The sequence below is a fragment of the Draconibacterium mangrovi genome (assembly GCF_010586825.1).
Classification (GTDB): Bacteria; Bacteroidota; Bacteroidia; order Bacteroidales; family Prolixibacteraceae; genus Draconibacterium; species Draconibacterium mangrovi.
This window is the reverse complement of record NZ_JAAAGB010000008.1, coordinates 241,274-261,924: the sequence shown is the minus strand read 5'-3', so window position 1 is coordinate 261,924 and position 20,651 is coordinate 241,274. Positions and strand designations below refer to the sequence as shown.

At 40.7% G+C, this 20,651-nt stretch carries 12 protein-coding genes; 11 read left to right on the top strand and 1 reads right to left on the bottom strand.

Going from position 1 to position 20,651, the window contains the following annotated elements:
• Window positions 1-15: 15 nt before the first annotated feature.
• Window positions 16-594, bottom strand: coding sequence for an RNA polymerase sigma factor (locus tag G4420_RS18590; RefSeq protein WP_163325443.1), 579 nt, complete (start codon window positions 592-594; stop codon window positions 16-18).
• A 163-nt stretch (window positions 595-757) separates the two neighbouring features.
• Here G4420_RS18590 and G4420_RS18585 point away from each other — a divergent pair, with 163 nt between their 5' ends.
• The 11 genes from G4420_RS18585 (at window position 758) to G4420_RS18535 (ending at window position 20,548) form a co-directional block, all read left to right on the top strand.
• Window positions 758-1,729 carry a FecR family protein gene (locus G4420_RS18585; protein WP_163325442.1) on the top strand — a complete coding sequence of 324 codons (972 nt, stop codon included), beginning with the start codon at window positions 758-760 and terminating at the stop codon, window positions 1,727-1,729.
• Between the two features lie 189 nt (window positions 1,730-1,918).
• Window positions 1,919-5,266 carry a TonB-dependent receptor gene (locus tag G4420_RS18580; protein ID WP_163325441.1) on the top strand — a complete coding sequence of 1,116 codons (3,348 nt, stop codon included), beginning with the start codon at window positions 1,919-1,921 and terminating at the stop codon, window positions 5,264-5,266.
• Window positions 5,267-5,277: 11 nt separating this feature from the next.
• Window positions 5,278-6,915, top strand: a complete 1,638-nt coding sequence (locus G4420_RS18575; protein WP_163325440.1) for a RagB/SusD family nutrient uptake outer membrane protein — start codon at window positions 5,278-5,280, stop codon at window positions 6,913-6,915.
• A gap of 47 nt (window positions 6,916-6,962) precedes the next feature.
• Complete coding sequence (locus tag G4420_RS18570) at window positions 6,963-8,102, top strand: SusE domain-containing protein (protein ID WP_163325439.1); 1,140 nt, start codon at window positions 6,963-6,965, stop codon at window positions 8,100-8,102.
• A 66-nt stretch (window positions 8,103-8,168) separates the two neighbouring features.
• Window positions 8,169-9,314 (top strand): glycoside hydrolase family 76 protein, encoded by a 1,146-nt coding sequence (locus G4420_RS18565; protein ID WP_163325438.1) that lies wholly within the window; start codon window positions 8,169-8,171, stop codon window positions 9,312-9,314.
• A gap of 35 nt (window positions 9,315-9,349) precedes the next feature.
• Window positions 9,350-11,737, top strand: a complete 2,388-nt coding sequence (locus G4420_RS18560) for a LamG-like jellyroll fold domain-containing protein (protein ID WP_163325437.1) — start codon at window positions 9,350-9,352, stop codon at window positions 11,735-11,737.
• A 38-nt stretch (window positions 11,738-11,775) separates the two neighbouring features.
• A complete protein-coding gene (locus G4420_RS18555) occupies window positions 11,776-13,938 on the top strand; it encodes a GH92 family glycosyl hydrolase (protein ID WP_246241690.1) in 2,163 nt (720 codons plus the stop codon).
• Window positions 13,939-13,971: 33 nt separating this feature from the next.
• On the top strand, window positions 13,972-15,408 hold the full coding sequence (locus G4420_RS18550; protein WP_163325436.1) for a glycoside hydrolase family 125 protein: 1,437 nt from the start codon (window positions 13,972-13,974) through the stop codon (window positions 15,406-15,408).
• A gap of 397 nt (window positions 15,409-15,805) precedes the next feature.
• Window positions 15,806-18,001, top strand: coding sequence for a family 43 glycosylhydrolase (locus G4420_RS18545; RefSeq protein WP_204273743.1), 2,196 nt, complete (start codon window positions 15,806-15,808; stop codon window positions 17,999-18,001).
• 810 nt (window positions 18,002-18,811) lie between these two features.
• Window positions 18,812-19,420, top strand: coding sequence for an RNA polymerase sigma factor (locus tag G4420_RS18540; RefSeq protein WP_163325435.1), 609 nt, complete (start codon window positions 18,812-18,814; stop codon window positions 19,418-19,420).
• A 45-nt stretch (window positions 19,421-19,465) separates the two neighbouring features.
• The gene (locus tag G4420_RS18535) at window positions 19,466-20,548 is read left to right on the top strand and encodes a FecR family protein (protein WP_163325434.1); all 1,083 of its coding nucleotides are present in this window, start codon (window positions 19,466-19,468) and stop codon (window positions 20,546-20,548) included.
• Window positions 20,549-20,651: the final 103 nt, after the last annotated feature.

The following is a 20,651-nucleotide window of genomic DNA, read 5'->3' as shown; positions in this document are numbered from 1 at the left end:
GTAACGCCGGAGCTGTTATTTGGAGTTAACAAACAGGTCGATAAAAAGCAAGGCGAGGAAACCATATTCGGTTAAATTCTTTTTGATGAATTTGCTTGCTTTGCTTAAATGGTCTTCAACTGTTTTTATCGAAATACCAAGTTCGGCAGCAATTGTTTTATTCGCTAAACCTTGTTCTTTGCTAAGTTGATATATTTTTTTTCGTTGCGGAGGTAGTTGTTCTATCAGGTCGTTGAGCTTGTTGGATAACTGGTTGTAATTAAACTGCGACTCAGTATCGATGCTATTGGTTATCGATTTGTTTTTCAGGTGTTCCAAATAGTCTTTTTCCGAAAGTTTTTTGCGAAAAACAGAAACGATTGTGTTTTTGGCCACCGTAAATAAATAGGCATCAAGATTTGAGTCTTTTTTTAGTTTGTTTCTGTTCATCCAAACATTAACAAATACTTCCTGTACGATATCGAGAACTTCAGATTCCGATTTTAGGTATGCCATTGCAAAGCGATACAGCCTTGGGCTATATTCAGCATACAAATCATTAATGGCAGTTTTATCGCCGTCAATAAATCGATTAATTAGTTTCTCGTTATTCATCTGTCGCTGTTAGCTAGAACTCACAAATCTATAAAATGTTTTCAGATTCTGGCTGAATGAAACAGGGGAGTATGATTCCTGAAGATAGAAAAATGAAAAAAATGTAAATCCGAAGCAGGGGTTTTTTATACTTTACACGTTTAACAAGCGAGTACAAGATTATATGAAAGAATATTACAAAAAATATATCGATAACAATTGCACGGAGGATGAGTTTCAGCAGTTTGTTGAATTGTTTGTAAAACCGGACAAGCAGTTGGTTTTGGATGCCAATATGAAGGAGCATTGGAAACATACAAAAGCTGAGGAAACAGAAACTCCCGATTTATCGGATACGCTACACAAAATTCATTACGAAATAAATAGCCAGGAACCACGAACAGGCAAAACCCGAAAATTAGTAACTTATTTAACCCGGGTGGCAGCAGTTCTTTTTATTCCCCTGGCCATTGCTCTGTTTTTTACACTTGAGAAAACGAACAGTAGCGCCGAGCTGCAGACTGTTTCAACTCCGCTGGCCTCAAAAACCCATTTTGTTTTACCCGATGGTTCTGAAGTTTGGCTGAACTCGGGTTCTTCCTTAGAATATCCGAAAGAATTCAGCAGAAAAAAGCGTTTCGTTAAACTGTGTGGTGAAGCCTATTTTGATGTTCAGAAAAGCGAAACACCCTTTGAAGTTGTTACAGAGAATGTACAGGTAAATGTACTGGGTACGGCTTTCAATGTAATGAGTTATTCAAATACCAACCCTGAAGTAACATTGGAAAGGGGAAAAGTACAATTGATTTCAAACTCGGGTGAAGAAAAAATTCTGGCACCCGGACAGCAGGCTGTAATTGATGCTGAAAACTCTTCAATTCAGGTGCAAAAAGTGGATACCGAAATTTATTCGTCGTGGATTGACAATAAGTTGATATTCAGAAATGAATCGTTGAAAGATGTTGTTGAACGGCTGGAGCGGTGGTATAATATTTCGATTGAACTGGATGATCAATATATATCAGATAAGAAATTGACGGCAACAATAGAATACGAGTCGATTACGGAAGTGATGGATTTGTTGGAAATAACAATGTCGTTAAAATATGAATACGATAAGAACGAAAGAAAACTGATTGTAAAACCAATAAAATAACATATCTGCCTATGGAATAAGTAACTAGAACTAAACCTCCAAAAACATAAAGAAGTGGAGAAGCCACCAACTTCCCCACCTCCGAAAAATAATTATCAGAATTATTAATCTTAATACGTCAAATCTATGAAAAAAAAGAGATTGAAGGAAATCCCTTTGTGGAGTTTCTTCTTAAAACTTTTAAGACTTATGAAAGTAACTTTGTTTTTGTTATGTATTAGTGTTTTTTCAGTAATGGCTAAGGAAAGCTATTCGCAGGTAACACGTTTATCTGTTGAACTGAAAAATACGGATGTCAAAAGTGTCCTTGAGGAAATTGAAAATCAAAGCGAGTTTTATTTTTTCTACTCCGAGGATGTAGTCGACACAGAGCGTAAAGTGTCAGTTAGTTTTAGAAATACTGACATCGAGAAAATTCTAACAGAAATATTTTATAACACCGGTGTTGAGTATAAAATTGTTGGCAGGCAGGTAGCCCTGTTTAAAGGCGAGTTTGATGATGCAAACTTTCCGGCGGTGCAACAACAGTCTGTAACCGGAACGGTTACCGGAGCTGATGGTTTGCCAATTCCGGGTGTTACAGTGTTTGTAAAAGGTACAACCCAGGGAACGGTTACCGACATTGATGGAAATTTCCAGGTAAGCAATGTTGGACCTGATGCCGTACTGTCTTTCTCATTTGTTGGGATGCTATCGCAGGAAGTTGTTGTGGGCAACCAAAGCAAAATTTCGGTGGTAATGGAAGAAGACGCCATTGGTATCGAAGAGGTTGTGGTAATTGGTTATGGTACCATGCAAAAGAAAAACCTGATTGGTTCTGTTGATCAGGTAAACTCAGATTTAATTGAAAATCGTCCGGTTGCAAATGCGGTACAGGCTTTACAGGGAGCTTCGGCTAACCTTGTTATTCAGCAACGCAGCATGAACCCGAACGACAATAACATGAATATTAACATTCGTGGTGTAAGTACCATGAATAACAATAATCCATTGGTGGTAATCGACGGAATGATTACTGAAATGGGAAGTTTAAATAACCTGAATCCGGCGGATATTGAAAATGTATCGGTGTTAAAAGATGCCGGTAGTGCTGCTATTTATGGTTCGCGTTCATCAAACGGAGTAATTTTGGTTACTACTAAAAAAGGTTCGAAAAGTGATAAACCAATTGTGCGAGTAAGTACAATGACAGGTTTTCAGGATCCGGATGTATTATTCCAGCCTGTAAAAGGATACGAAAATGCCTTGCTTAAAAACCAGGCATTAATAAATGTTGGTTCTTCGCCTAAATATACGCCTGCCGAAATCAGAGATTTTCAGCAGAACGGAGATGGACAGTGGTTCCTGGACGGCATCTTGCAATCAGCCTTGCAGCAAAATTACAACGCCAGCATTTCTGGCGGAAACGAAACTTCTACTTACATGGTTTCTGCAGGTTATTACAACCAGGAAAGTAACTTCGTTGGCAGTTTCGGAATTGAACGTTACAACTTCAGAACTAATTTGGTAAGCCAATACGGAAAGTTGAAATTGAGTGCTTTAATGGCCTTTAACCGCACGATGCAGAAAGCGCCAAATGCCAGCACCGGATTCCTTATCGTTGACGGTTCGCGTATTCCGCCTTACTACACTTACCAGATGAAAGCCGACAATGGCAAGTACCTGATTAACGATGTGCTTTCGCAATTTAACCCGCTGGGGCAATTGGAAGCCGGTGGTTTTCAGAAAAAAGACGATGATAATTTCCTTGGAAGTTTAAATGCGGAACTGGATGTGGCAAAAGGTTTAAAGGCAAAAGCTATGGTGGGACTCGATTTAGGAGCAAACCACCGTTTTATCAGAGGACTGGAAGTTCCGTTCTACTCAAGCCCAACTGCTGAAAAGCCTAACTCGTATGCCAACGATACCAGACCTACCGAAGATTACAACGAGAAAAGGTACATTCTGAATACACAGTTTTTGTTGGATTACAACCAAACTTTTAACGAAGACCATAATGTGTCCGGTTTGATCGGTGTTTCGAACGAATCGTATACTCGTCAGGCGAACGAAATAAGAATGAAATATACTGATCCTGATCTCGGTTTGCCGCAGTCGGATACCGAAATTGATCCGGGAAGCTACAACACGCCGGCACAAACACAGGAGAGAAGTATTTACTCCATTTTTGGCCGTGCGGGCTATAACTACAAAGACAAATATTACGGCGAATTTAGTTTCCGCTACGATGGTTCTTCAAAATTTGCCGAAGATTACCGCTGGGGATTTTTCCCATCGTTTACTGGTGGTTGGCGTTTGTCTGAAGAAAGCTTCATGGACAACTACAAAAGCAATATCGGCGACCTGAAATTACGTGGTTCGTACGGTGTGTTGGGTAACCAAAATGTTGATGATTACTCGTACTTCACAACCTATACCGTTTATAACAACAGTTATGGTTTTAATAATGACGCGGTTTCAGGAACCGGTTTCGACTTTGGAAACAGTATGCTGCAGTGGGAGCAATCGGCCAACTTTAACATTGGTGCCGACGCTACATTCTTCGATTATAAACTGTCGGTTTCATTGGATTACTTCAATAAACTTACTTCTCAAATCCTGTTAACTCCGGTTGTGCCGTCGGTATTTGGTGGTGCAGTTGCAAAAGAAAATGCAGGAGAAATGAGAAACCAGGGTTGGGAAGCTACGATAAACTATCATGCAAAAACAGGTGCGGTTGACCACAACGTGCGTCTGAACATGGCCGATTCGAAAAACGAAGTTGTTGACTTTGGAGGCAACGAACAAATTGATTCGAACGACCAGTTGCGTAAACTTATTCGCGAAGGCGAAGCTTTGGGATCGTACTTTGGATATAAAACCGATGGTTACTTTGGTAGTTACCAGGAGATTGAAAACAGTGCATTGCCAATTGGAGCAACTGTTGAGCCGGGCGATGTAAAATACGTAGACTCGAATAACGACGGTGTTATCGACGACAAAGATCGTCAGGTTTTAGGAAATGCATTCCCGCGTTATACTTTCGGATTGAACTACGATGTTACCTGGAAAGGATTTGACTTTGGCGTATTAATTCAGGGTGTGGGTAAACGCGATATGTTTTTGCGTGGTGAGCTTGTAGAGCCTTTCCATGCCAACTACTCGTACGTAATGTACCAGCATCAGTTGGATTTCTGGACTCCGGTAAATCCTGATGCAGAATGGCCACGCTTATCGGCTCCCGGATCATCATCTAACCAGAACAACTGGGGTAGAGCTTCAGATATTTACATTTTCAATGCAGCATATGTACGCTTGAAAAACATTCAGTTGGGTTATACTTTGCCAAAAGAATTGACCACAAAAGTGGGTGTTCAAAAACTACGATTGAGTATAAATGCACAGAATCTGTTCACACTTTCAAATGTTTCTTTTATCGATCCTGAATCGACAGAGTTTGGAAGTAATATGGGAGGAACCGGAGGAACCGGAGCAAACAGCGGCCGGAATTATCCTACGCTTAAGTACTACGGTTTTGGTTTAGAATTAGAATTTTAAAATTGAATGACATGAAGATGAAATTTCTAAAATATAGTGCCGGCGTTGCAAGTTTAATTTTAATGCTACTTACTTCTTGTAACGATTTGGATTTGGCACCAACAAATAAGTTTACAGAAGCCAATTACTGGTCGTCGCCTGAAAAAGCCAACATGGTTTTAAATATGGCGTACAGTCAGATGTATAATTCAGGCTATTTCTTCTCAACCGAAGCACTAAGCGATAATATTTATGAAGGTCGTGGATCGAGCTCAGAGAAAATAATTTCTTCGGGACAGGCCGATGCTTCAAACAACCGTTTTGCCAACGAATGGAGAGATTGTTACGGCGGAATTAAAACCTGTCATACTTTTCTTGAAAATGTTGACCGGGTAGAAGGAATGGATGAAGACCTGAAAGCAAGAATGAATGCCGAGGCGCGTTTTATCCGTGCTTATCTGTATTTCCGCTTAACTACCTGGTACGGCGACGTTCCGTTATTCGAAACCGATATAACATTGGATGAATCGAAACAGATTGCGCGTACCTCGCACGAGGAAGTGCTGGCTTTTGTACGCAACGAGCTGGATGCAGTTGCCGCTGTATTGCCAACAAACGAAGAATACAGTGAAGAAGATAACGGCAGAATTACCGCCGGAGCTGCAGTGGCTTTGAAAGCCAGAACTTACTTATACAGTAACGACTGGCAAAATGTGGTAAACACCTGCGAACAGTTGATCAATTCTGATCAGTATGGTTCATACAGTTTGTTCCCATCGTACGAAGGCATTTTCCTTCCTGAAAATGAATATAACGATGAAGTCATTCTTGATTTAGGTTATGTACCATCATTGCGCACCTGGGGAGAATATTTTGATTATGCACCGCTTTCAGTGGGAGCACGTGTAAATCAAATGGCACCTACACAGGAATTGGTTGACGATTACCTGATGATGAACGGAAGAGCCATTGATGATGCAAACTCGGGATACGACGAGAACGATCCGTATGTACGTCGCGACCCACGTTTAACAGCAACTGTGGTGTATCACGAATTTCCATGGCGTTTGCCCGACGGAACAATCCAGACCATTTACATTAAGCCGGGTACTGCACCTGACGAAAGTGCCGAAGTGGATGAATACAAAGGTCAGGGTACCAACTCTACATCAACAGGGTATTACATGCGTAAGTACTATGATCCGCAATCACTGGCATCGTTTACTTCAGGCCTGAACCTGATTCTGATTCGTTATGCCGATGTGCTGTTAATGTATGCCGAAGCTAAAAACGAACTGAACCAGATGGATGAAAACGTTTGGAATTCAACAATTAAAGCTTTACGCGAGCGTGCCGGTTTTTCGGATGCAAGCGCATTAAATTTTGATGCTTCGTTAAGCCAGGCTGATCTGCGTGAGACTATTCGCCGCGAACGTCGTATTGAATTGGCTTTGGAAGGTTTACGAATCTTTGATATCCGTCGTTGGGAAACTGCAGAGACAGTCTTAAATGTTACTCCACATGGAGCACAGTATGGCGACCCAAGTATGGATAATGGATACATCAGACTCGACAAAAGAACCTTTAATCCCGAAAGAGATTATTTATGGGCGGTTCCGCAGTCGCAAAAAGATTTAAATCCAAATCTTGGTCAAAACCCAGGCTACTAAGCTAAGTGAATCAATAAATGAATAATAAAAATAAACATATATCGATTATGAAAACACTAATTATAAAACTTACCATATTAACTTCATTACTTATTGCCTTTGCAGGATGCGAAGACGAAGTACTAAGAGACACACGTGTTACTGCAGTACAAACTTTGTACGAACCTGCAGCGGATGCATCAATTGTATTACAAACTTCTGCTTCGGCAGCTGTATATTTCGAATGGGAGCCTGCAAAAGCTGAAGACAGCGGAATGGTACTTTACGAAGTGGCCTTTGATGTTGAAGGCGGTGACTTCTCAGCACCGATTTACAGAATGGCTTCGGATAATAACGGAGGCTATAACCACGCTACAATTTCGCACAAACAGTTGAATAAAATTGGTGCCTTGGCCGGAATTGGTTCGGCTGAAAAAGGTAAGTTGATCTGGACTGTTTTCTCATCAAAAGGAATTAACGATTTGAAAGGTGAGGAAGTAAGAACAATGGAAATTACCCGTTTGGCTGGTTTTGCTGATGTTCCAGTTGATGTATACATTACAGGAGCCGGATCAGAAGGTGGCAGCGATTTGGCGAACGCTGGCATGATGAAAGGTGTTGCACCAGGCGAATTTGAAATTTACACTGAACTTACTGCCGGCGAAGAGTACTTCTTTACCGATGGAAACGCAGGCGACACCCGTCAGTTCTACATCGAGAACGGTGTGATTAAAGAAGGAGCTTCAACAAGTACAGTTGAAAATACAGCAGTTTACCGTATCAATATCGATTTTAATGTTGGTTCTGTAGTAATGACTGAGATTGTCGACTTCCAGTTGCATTTTGCTCCAACTGATGAATACTTATTCTCATTGGAATACCAGGGTGGCGGTATCTTTAAAGCAAGCAACCAGCCACTTGAATTTAAGCAGGAAGGTTGGGGACGCGATGAGCGTTACAAATTCAGAATGACCATTAAAGATGCTGATGGTAACGATGCTTACGAATGGTGGGGTACATTGAATCAAACCGATGGCCGCCCAAGTGGAAACGAAGAATATTACTACATGGCACCTGTTGCTGAATCGAGATGGGACGACAAGTGGAAATTCGATGGAATTATGGATATGGCCTACATCGATGTAATTGCATATTTCTGGGCAGAAGGACCATATACACACAATGTTATCAAAGTTGGTGATCAATAGATAGAGTTAAGGTAGAACTGGGGCAGGGGAAACCCTGTCTCAGTTTATTTTTTTAGAAATTGAGGTATGAATAAAAGATTGTTAGTATTAGCGATAATTAGCCTGTTTGTTTTCCAGGCATGTGAGAAGGATGAAGTTGATCCGGGAAATGGCGGTGGTGAAGAAACTGCAATAAGCTGGGCAGCGGCTGCCGACAGTAGCAGCTCGTCGTTTATCTATTCATACTGGAATCCGGCAGCAGCATATTTCCATTACAATAACCTGAATAACACTGATTTTCACTACTGGCCGCAGGCTCATGCTTTGGATGTTGCCATTGATGCCTACGAAAGGACAGGAGACAATTTTTACCTGACTACCATTAATGATTGGTACGAAGGTGTGAAAGCCAAAAACGGCAACACGTTTTTAAACGTTTTCTACGACGATATGGAATGGAATGCGTTGGCTATGTTACGTGCGTATAATGCAACCAATCAGGAGCGATACAAAACTGCAGCTATTTCGGTTTGGGAAGACATTCAAACCGGATGGAACGACAACGCCGGTGGTGGTATTTCGTGGAAAAAAGATCAGCCGTACAGCAAAAACGCCTGCTCAAACGGACCGGCCTCTATTTTGGCTGCACGACTTTATCAGCAGTTTGGCAATGAGGAGGATAAAGAATGGGCGCTAAAAATTTACGACTGGGAAAAAGAATATCTTTTTAACCCGGCAAATGGAGCCGTTTATGATAATATTGACAGTCGTACCGGAGATATTCAAAAAGCCTGGATTTTTACCTATAACCAGGGAACATTTTTGGGTTCGGCCCTCGAACTATATAACATTACGGGCGAGAAAAGTTATTTAAACGATGCGCAAAAAGCCGCCGATTATACCCTGAATACTTTGGTAAATGGCAGCGACCGATTGTTAAAGGATGAAGGTGCCGGCGATGGTGGTTTGTTCAAAGGAATATTTGTACGCTATTTCACACAACTCATTCTTCATCCCGATTTATCAGACGGTACCCGAAACCGCTACCTGCAATTTCTGAAATACAATGCAGAAAAACTGTGGCAGGAAGGAACCGATAAAAATAAATTGCTTTACGGAACATATTGGAAAAACAAACCGGGAAGCACCAGCGATTTAACAGCGCAAACCAGTGGAGCCATGTTAATTGAGGCCGCCGCTTTATTAGAAGCAGAAGGACTGATTAACCCTTAATCGGATCTTATTTGATTAAAAGAATAACGAAGCAAATGATACGATCGGTATTTATTGGAGTAGCGTTTCTGGTATTGGTTTTATGTTCGGTGCATGCGAAAGGACAGAGCTATGTGCTGAAATTCAATACCAATGAGCCCGAAAGTTATATCGATTGCGGAACTTTTGATGAATATGTTTCCGGTGATTTTACCATCGAAACCCGAATGTATATAGACAGTTGGGCCGGAAACTACATACTTGCCGATGAATCGTGGAACGCTGCTTCCGGTTCGGTTGGATTTGCTTTTCGGTTTAATTCAAACGGAAACGTTGAAGTAAATGTGGGAACCGGAGAATGGGAAGCTGTTACAAGTACCGGAAATCAACTCGAAACAGGCAAATGGCAACATGTTGCCGTTTCGGTGAGTACCAACAATGAAGTTAAAATTTTTGTTGATGGCATTTTGGTTGGTAACGGAACTTTGAGTAAGCCAATGATTGCATCAGGAACCCATGTTTTTATGGGCGAAGGTTCGGCGTGGAAAAACCGACGTTTGGATGGTAAATTATCCGATTTCAGAATTTGGAATACAGCTCGAACAGCAGAAGAAATTAACTTAAATAAAGACATTCAACTCAATGGCAACGAAGATGGCCTGGTAGCCAACTGGCTGTTGAACGAAGGACAAGGCGATTCTATAATTGATCTAACCTCACAGCATAATCTGAAAAGAGGGGCCGGGACTGAATGGGTGCAAAAAGACAATATTCAGGTCGATGGAAGTCTGAAAATACTGGAAAGTGGAAAAGACTCGGTGTTGTTAAGTGTTGCCGGCGAAGTGATTACCGATTGGAGTGTGACAGAAACCAAAATCCCCGGTGAATTTTCATTTCGGAAAGTTGACGATCAATCTGCATATCTGGTTTATTCTGCAGAAACTTCAGTCTATCAAAACGATACAATTTCGATAAAAGCTACCACTGCTAATGCTAACGATATTGAAGCGTTAGTGCCGGTTGATTTATACGACAATAAATACCAGTACTTCGGTGAAAAATTACTGGATCAAATTCACCACGAGTTTTACAACAAAAGCAATGGTTTGTATGCAGAAGCGATTGATGAATCATCAAATTTTAAACAAGCAAGCAGTTTTGTTTGGCCGGCTTCGCATATGTTACGGGCATTAACAAATGCCTGGAAATTAAATCCTGAAAAATACGAAAGGTTTCTGTTTAACTACCTGTCGGCTATCGACACGTACAAAGTAACAAAAGCCGGAAGAACCGGTTATGCTGTTCTTCCGGGAAATACAGGAAACCGTTTTTACGATGACAACGGACAACTGATGATGCCGTTTTCGATGATTTATGATCTGACGAAGGATGCTACCGCTCTTGATAATCTGAAAGTGGCCTACGAGTTTAACAACGAAATTCGCGACAGTCGCTTCGCCATTCCGCAGCATGAAGATCAACTGGGCTTTGGAATGTTATTTTCCATGTCGGTTAATTACACCAGTTACGCTGCTGCCAGATTGTACCAGTATACCAACGAAAACCGATACCTGAACGAAGCATTGACTTATTACGAGTTGGAGAATGATTTTTCGGTAAAGATTAAAGATTCGAACACAAAACTGTTTAATCAGGCAAGTTATTACCAAAACGGCAGCTGGTCGCTGAATGGTGTTGTAAATGGAAACACGGTTCGTGGTGGTGGTTACCGTGCCTACCAAACCACGGTAGTTATTCAGAATGCCATTCTTTTGTATCAGCTAACAAACGAACAAAAATACCTCAACGATGCCCTCGAAATGATGAACAGTTGTATCGATCATTGGTACAAACCGGGACAAGGCTTAAGCGAGATTTCGTTTTGGGGTGGCGACGATATGATTGATGCTTTGCTCGATATGTACCGCCAAACGGCGGATGATAGATTTTATACCATTGCGGCCGATATTATGGATTTTCTAAGTGCCTACAACAGAGATAAACGCGGTTACTACGCCAGCAGTTATTCGGATGCGGATGGGAAATGGAATCTGAACAGAATAAACGAAAATCCTTCAGAAATTGGTATGATGGGACAGGCTGCTGCCGCTTCATCGTTTTTAAATGTAGCCTATAGTACCTTAAATCCTGTGACATCGGTCCCAGAAATTGAAATTCTCGGGGACAGACAAACCGTAGTAGTGTTTCCCAACCCGGTTTCAGCGGGTGAGGAAATCAGTATACAACTACCAGGGGAAACCGATTTTAATTGCGCCGTTTATTTTTATAACCAGGCGGGGCAGTTACTGCAAAAGAACAATTCCCTGGATCTAAGCGCTGAAGGCAAAGTATATTTTCGGCCGGAAGTAAGCGCTTCGGGAATGTATTTTGTTAAGCTTGTATCGGGAGAGAATACGTTCACCACAAAAATTATAATACACTAAATTATAAGTACATATTTTAATATTTGAACCAACTAAAAATGATACGAACAATTCTACTAAATACATTTATTTTCACAATGGTTGGCTGCCATACGGCAAGTAACCATTCCAGTCCAAATAGCCCTGAAAAGCTTACCCAATATGTGAATACATTTCTGGGTACTGCCCCTTTGCAAGACAGCATCGACTGTGGTTACAATCCGCCAAAAGACTGGCGTGTGTGGGCCGGATTAACTTATCCCGGGGCTTCATTGCCAAACGCCATGGTGCAGCTTAGCCCAATTACCGAATGGAACAGCGGTGCTGGTTACGAATACGAAGACGATGTTATCTTGGCTTTTACACACACCAACAAAGGCCACTGGAATTTGTGTCACATACCGGTTCTTCCGGTTACTGAAGATTTTACCGCAAATGATTTTGGGTCAAAATTCAGCCACGAAAACGAATCGGCTGAACCGGGTTATTACCAGGTTAAACTCGATCGTTATGCAATTGATGCAGAGCTTACAAGCACCTTGCATTGCGGTTACCATAAATACGAATATCCAAAAGGTAAACCACAAAACATGATACTGAACCTGTCGAAATCAAACGAGCGGGTTCGCGACTGGCATATTGAACAGGAAGGCGCCAATGTAATTAAAGGATTTCAGCAAACAGGCGAAAAAATATATTTCTATGCCGAAACCAACCGGACAATAGTAAACCTGAAAACAAGCGGCGATGCACGACGTGAGATCGCCCTTGTTTCTTTTAATGAATCAGATGAGCCGCTCGAGCTCAAACTGGCGCTTTCGTTTGTAAGCACAGAGAATGCGAAGCAGAATCTGGAAGCCGAGTTAACAGGTAAGAGTTTTGAAGATGTGAAGACTGAAGCTTCGCAAACCTGGGAAAATTTGCTTGCAAAAATTAAGGTTGAAGGCGGTACCGAAAAAGAAAAAGAGTTGTTTTATTCCTCGTTGTACCGTTCGTTTTTGTGGCCGGCATTACGCAGCGATGTAAATGGCGATTTTACAGATTCAACAGGGAAGGTTGTAAACAAAGGATTTCGTTATTACACCAATCCTTCGCTTTGGGATACGTACCGCAATAAGTTGGTTTTGCTCGGAATGCTTTCGCCTGATGTAACTGCCGATGTTATTCAGTCGTTGATTGATAAAGGCGAAAACACAGGTTTTATGCCTACCTTTTTTCACGGCGATCACGCAGCACCGTTTATCTCCGGTTCGTACCTGCGCGGCATTCGCGACTATGATATGGAAAGTGCCTACCAGCTGTTGCTGAACAATGCAACAAAAGAAGGAGGTACACGTCCGCACATTGCCGAGTATATCGAAAAAGGATACATTTCGACTCCTGAAGTTCAAAATCCACATGTGGAATCGAAAGCCAAAGCCGGCGTTACCAAAACACTCGAATTTGCTTACGATGATTATGCCGTGGCGCTTCTTGCCGAAGAACTGGGAAAACAGGATGATTATGAGATGCTGATGAAGCGCACTTCAAATTATAAAAACCTCTTTGATCCGTCAACCGGATTAATGCGCGGACGCCTTGAAAATGGGGATTGGGTGCCTGATTTTAATGCAGAATACCCGTATTACGAATACATGTACCGTGAAGCCAATGCCTGGCAGTCCTCGTTTTTTGCACCACACGATACCAAAGGATTGATTGGCTTGTACAAAAGTGAAGAAGAATTTGAGCAAAAGCTGGACTCGTTATTTTCAATCCCATGGAATGCCAGTTATATTGCGCGAAACGTTTCTTCATTTATCGGGCAGTATTGCCATGGGAATCAGCCCGATCACAGCTTCCCGTATTTGTACACCTTTATCGGAAAGCAGGAAAAATCGCAAATGTACCTCGATAGTATCATGAACCGTTTTTACGGAATGGGCGAGTGGGAAAATGCGCTTTGCGGAATGGATGATGCAGGAGAAATGTCGGCATGGTATGTTTTTGCTGCCATGGGAATTTATCCTTACTCACCGGCCGATGCAGAATACATTGTTTCGGTTCCGATTTTTGATTCTGTTAAACTGGATTTGGGAGAAGAGTCACTAATTACCATTACAAAACGGAATGTGGGGAGAAAGATTAATGATATCACTATCGACGGAAACCAAGTAGACGGGTATTTTGTGTCGTACGATCAACTGAAAACCGGAAAAGAATTAATTATTTTAGCCGAATAGATAATCATCGAAATAATAATAAAACCAATAATAATGAATACAAGAAGAGATTTTATAAAAGCAGGAGCATTAACAGTTGCCGGAATCGGAATTGCCGGAAGTTCGTCGGTTTGGGCCGCGACTGGTAGAAAAAGCTATGTAAGCAATCGTCCTGCCGCCGGCGAACGTAATTTTGTGTCGAAGGCTGTAGAAGAAACAATTGCAGCAGCAAAAGCAAAAATTAAAGATCCGAAGCTGGCCTGGATGTTCGAAAACTGTTTTCCGAACACGCTGGATACAACAGTTGAGCACGGAACGCTAAATGGTAAACCCGATACTTTTGTAATTACCGGCGATATTCATGCCATGTGGTTGCGCGATTCAACAGCCCAGGTTTGGCCATATATGCCTCTTGCCAACCAGGATGACGAATTGAAAACTTTGCTGGCCGGAGTTGTTCACCGTCAAACCCAATGTGTTTTGCTCGATAGTTATGCCAACGCTTTCAACAAAACAAAGGAAGAAGAAGTACACTGGATGAGCGATATGACCGACATGAAACCCGGTTTACACGAACGCAAATGGGAAATTGACTCGCTGTGTTATACCGTTCGTTTGGCTTACAACTACTGGAAAACTACCGGCGATAAAAGTGTTTTTGATGCCGACTGGCAAAAAGCAGCAGCTCTGATTGTAAAAACATTTAAGGAACAGCAACGCAAGGATAGCCTGGGACCTTATAAATTTCAGCGCGAAACACCTCAGCAATTAGATACAGTTGCTAATCATGGTTATGGACGTCCGTTAAAACCTGTTGGGCTAATTAACTCAACCTTCCGTCCATCGGATGATGCAACTACTTACGGCTTTTTAATTCCTTCAAACATTTTTGCAGTTGTATCATTGAAACAAATGGCAGAAATTAGCAATGAAATTACAGGCGATAAGGCATTTGCTAAAGAGTGTTTGGCTTTATCAAAAGAAGTGGATGCGGCAATTAAGGAATATGCCATTGTAGACCATAAAAAATACGGAAAAGTTTATGCTTTTGAGGTAGATGGTTTTGGTAACCACACGTTTATGGATGATGCAAATGTGCCAAGTTTGCTGGCTTTGCCTTATCTAGGACTGGTTGATAAAGACAATAAAATTTACCAAAATACCCGCAAGCTGGTTTGGAGCCAAGACAATCCTTATTTCTTTAAAGGAAAAGCAGCCGAAGGAATTGGTGGCCCTCACGTTGGATACGATATGGTTTGGCCAATGAGTATTATTATGCGTGCTATGACGAGCTCGGATGATAAGGAAATAAGCTGGTGTATTAAAACCTTGCGCGATACCGACGCCGATACCGGTTTTATGCACGAAACTTTCCACAAAGACGATCCTGCAAACTTCACACGTTCGTGGTTTGCATGGGCAAATACCTTGTTTGGCGAGCTGGTGTTAAAGCTGGTTAACGAAGGGAAAGAGAACCTGTTAGAGGTTTAATTGGTCTTCCAAAAAAGATACATCACAAAAAGCAACAATCTAATTTAGGTTGTTGCTTTTTTATTTGGTAAAGCTGTTCTTAATTCAACGATTTTTAGTTTTTGATACCAAACCTCGTTGTTGCTGAAAAATTCTAAATCACAATAGGTAATGAGGCCTGAAAATTAGTCCTAAAATTAAGGATCGTTGCGCAACGACAAACCATAATTAAACAGAGGAATGAATACAATATTCTTTCGGGTTAAGTTTTGAAAAAAGGAAACAATCGCTATAATTGATCCTTTTTTTGAGCGGTTTTTCGAATTTGTTTCTTCAATTTGACGATTCTGTAACAGTTTAAAAGCTATCGGTTAAATAAATTTGTGGCAATAAAATCCGTATATAAAACTACATACATATGAATAAATCAAAACCTAAGTCAATAGTGGCAATGCTAAAATGTCTCCTGTTTTTGGCAGGACTGTTTCCAATCGTTTCGTGTCAAAACAAAACACCACAAACTGATGCCTACCTGTTTACCTATTTTACGGGTAATGGGCCGGGGGGTGAGGCCATTCGCTATGCGGTAAGTACCGATGGTTATAACTATCGTGCACTAAACAACAACCAGCCGGTTTTGGATTCCAAAAAGATCAGTACGTCAGGTGGCGTTCGCGATCCGCACATTTTACGTGGCGCCGATGGTAAAACCTTTTACATGGTTGCCACCGATTTGTATGTGCCCGAACAGGGTTGGAATAATTTCGCGATGATCTTGATGAAATCGACTGATCTGATTAACTGGAAAACAACAGTAATTAATATTCCGGAGACGTACCCCGAAGAGTTTGGTGATGTAGACCGTGTTTGGGCGCCGCAAACCATTTACGATAAAGCCGCAGGAAAATACATGGTTTACTGGTCGATGAAAGACAAAGGTGCGCATCCTGATATTATTTATTATGCCTATGCCAATAAGGATTTTAGTGGTTTCGAGGCAGCACCAAAACAGTTGTTATACAATCCAACCAACAATGCTTGCATCGACGGGGATATTATTGAAAAAGACGGTAAGTTCTATTTGTTCCATAAGTCGGAGAGTGGAGCTCCGGGAATAAAACTGGCTATTTCTGATAAACTCACAGAAGGGTACACATATCCGAATTTTGATCGTGTGGATAAAGAAACGGAACGGGTGGAAGGCTCAGGCGTTTTCAAACTGAATAATTCTGATGAGTGGATACTCATGTACGATGTTTACACCAACGGCCGCTACCAGTTTACAAAAAGCCCTGATTTACAACATTTCGAAGTGATCGACGAGGAGATTTCGATGAATTTTCATCCGCGCCACGGTACGGTAATGCCCATAACTTCGGAGGAGTACAAACGCTTATTGACAACTTATGCAAGGCCTGATGATTTGTTTATTGATGCCACTTCCGATCAGTTAAAAAAGAACAATGTGCTTATTAACGGGGAGGAAAAGACGATTCATCTTCCTGTAAGAGTAGGCACAGATTTAAGCACATTTGATCCGCAGTTTACCGCCTGGCGAGGTATAACGGTTGCACCTCAGGGCCCGCAGGATTTTTCGAAAGGTGCAGTTGACTATACGTTTACCATTGTTGGGCAGGAGCCGGTGGTTTATAGTGTTACTGCGTCAGAAGACCATAACCCGGCACTGGTTGGCTTTTACGCCGATCCGCAAGTGTTGTATTCCAACAAAACCGGGAAATATTACATCTATCCAACTTCTGACGGATTTCGGGGTTGGTCGGGCTACTATTTCAAAGTGTTTTCTTCTGATGATTTAGTGAACTGGAAAGATGAAGGTAAAATTCTGGATATGAAAGCCGGCGATGTGCCGTGGGCTAACGGCAGTTCGTGGGCTCCAACCATTGTGGAAAAAAAAGTGGGTGACGATTATAAATACTACTACTATTTCAGCGGAAACTATGTGGCCGGAGGAGGAAAACAGATTGGTGTAGCGGTAGCGGATGATCCAACCGGTCCGTTCGTTGCCGGAAAAGAGCCGATGATAAAGGAATCTCCTGCAGGCAGGGGACAACAAATCGATCCTTGTGCTTTTATCGATCCCGTTTCAGGTAAAGCATACATCTACTGGGGAAATGGTTATCTGGCAGCAGCAGAGCTGAATGACGATATGGTTTCCCTAAAAAAGGAGACAATAAAAGTACTAACGCCAAAAGGAGGAACGCTTGCTGATTATGCTTTCCGCGAAGGAATTTATGTGATTTACCGCGAAGGAACCTATTATTTTATGTGGTCGGTTGATGATACGGGTTCACCAAATTATCATGTTGCTTACGGAACTTCCAAATCGCCAATGGGGCCAATTAAAGTGGCCGAAAACCCAATTGTGCTCATTCAGGATGCAGACAACGGTATATACGGAACCGGACACCACTCGGTACTTCAGGTGCCTGGTAAAGACGAATGGTACATGGTGTATCATCGAATCAATGCAAAGCATTTAAAAGATGGTCCCGGATATCACCGCGAAGTTTGTATCGATAAAATGGAATTCAATGAAGATGGTACCATTAAACCGGTGGTGCCAACAGTTAAGGGTATTGATCATGTTCAATAATTTCTAAAGAAAAAAGAAAAAACTAGTTTTAAACGATCTGTGTCTATTAAATTAGTCCAATAAGCTGTAACGCTTATTTTGTTATAGTCATATAAAAAAAAGAAAAAGAGCACAATTTATTTTGTAATGCGCTAATTATCAACTATTATGTTTGCTATTTGTTTAATGGTCGCTTTCAGGTAGCTCTATAATTACTAGTTGTTTAATAGTTCAAATATCAATTGAATATATCAAATTATATAGAGCTTACTAACCTAATCTTTCAATTTTTGAGAAATTGCGAATACAAAGTAGATTCATATAACTCTGTTTTCTAACTTAATTAATTCCGATGAATATGCTTGATTGACTTAATTGATCTTGTAATTAGCCATCTCGAGTACAAATATTTTAATTCTCTTTTAACTGCATCTTATTGAATAGTCTCAACGCAACATAAATCCAGTTGTCATTTAGTTTAAATTGGGATCAGTGAAACAGAAACTAAACTCCTGTCTTTAGAGAGCAGGCTTATTTATGGTCATTATGTTCAGCCATTTCAGAAAATCCTAGTCCAATAGTAAAAAAGTCACAATTTCTTAAGAATCTATTTCTCTAATTTTTAATCACTTGCTGTAGATGCGTGTATGTGTTAAGTGTCAGGATGAGAGGCTTATACGAGAGGTTTGTTTTGCTTGGAGTATTAAGCAGATGTTTCATCTTGATTGTCTGTTTAGAGTTCGAATGTAAATTAATTGAACTTTTTTTTTGATTTTGGATGGTACATTTAGAGTACTATTACATTTATAAGTCAAACTAAATTAATAGAACTTGGCTAAAACAGAAACCGATATCCGGATATGGCAGAATTTTAGGAAGGGACACAAGGTCGCTTTTCAAAAAATTTACTTTGATCATTATCGGTTTTTATACAATTACTGTCGTAAGTTTACTTCTGATACTTCTCTTGTTGAAGATCTGATACAAGATTTATTTGTAAATATTCTAGTGCTAAAAGACAGGTTAAGCGATACCGATAATATTCGTCTGTATTTGCTTTGTTCTATTCGAAGGAGGCTATTTAAGGCTTTAAATGAAAAAGTATATAAGGTAACCGAACTGTTTGATCCGCTAAATCCCGATTTTAGTTTTGACGAAGGTGTTGAGCCGTCTTTTGGCGAAAATGAAGATGAGAATAAAACGCTTAAAGTATTGTTCAAATCGGTGAATAAACTTGGAGCACGTCAAAAAGAAATTATTTACATGAAATATTTTTCAGGCTTAAATAATAAAGAAATTGCAGAAGTGCTTGGTGTTTCGTATCAAACAGTACGAAACACCTTGTGTAATGCGCTAAAAAATATCCGAAAAGATTTTGATGATGAGCAGCCGAAAGGAAAAATGATAGTGCTCTTACATTTATTTCGGAAAATGGAATAGTACATTTTTGGAGATTCTCCATTATTCTGATAAAGAAAGATTTTAATGCATAAGAAATATATAGATATCGATGATTTTTTGTTTAGTGAAAACTTCACCGAGTATGTCATTAATGAGTCGGTAAAACAACAAAAAAAGTGGAAAGCTTATTTTAAAGCATTTCCTGATACAAAATATGCTGCCGATCAGGCTGAGAAAATTATACTCGGATTAGGTTCGATGGAGGACCATACTTCACTGGACGAAGTTCCGGATGTAAAACTGCACAACCAGTTTGAAGAAACCTGGAATAATTACCGGGAAGAGAAATCCAAGACCGTTATTTTAAAAACCTCGAAGTTTATTTACCGGGGTGGAGTAGCTGCCGCTGCAGTTATTTTTCTGATGATTTCGTTTACGTTAGTAACAAACTATATCAGCAATAAAAATACAAATCCTGAATATTTTTCTGTTTATGTTCCCACAGCAGAACAAAGCAGATTAACGCTTCCGGATGGAACCCGGGTGTGGGTAAACTCTGAGACTGAAATAAAATACTCGAACCAGTTTAATACAAAAGAACGCGATATTCTGCTTTTGGGTGAGGCCTATTTTGAAGTAGCCCATAACGAAGATTTGCCCTTTTTTGTAACTGCCAACGGAGCACGGATAAAAGTTACCGGAACCAAGTTCAATGTAAAAGGATATGCCGATGACAGTAAAGTTGAGACCGTTTTGGTTGAAGGAAAAGTTGAACTAAGCAGGGTAGGAGATAAGTCGGGGAGTAGTATCGAATTGACTCCGGGCGACAAAGCCACTTTAAATTTGGAAGACAGTAAAGTAGCGATTTCACGTGAGGATGTAATGGATGATGTGGCCTGGAAAGACGGGAAACTGGTATTCAGAAATATCCCTTTACAGGAGGTTTGTAAAACGCTTGAAAGACATTTTGATGCAGATATTCTTTTAGCCGGAGATACCGAGAACTTGTATAGCCATCCGTTTACATTTACGGTTGTGAACGAAACGCTACCTATGGTTTTAGAATACTTGTGTAAAGCCGCGCCACTGATGTACAGCACAAAGTATATTGATGATGACGGCGAAAATGGCATTGAGAAAATAGAATACATTGTAAGTGCCAGGTAGCTTATCAAACCAGATTATCAGTCATTTTGACACAAACAATAAAACTAATATCGCTTGTTTTGGAATAAACAACTAACAAACCAATTTATGAACTAAAAAGACT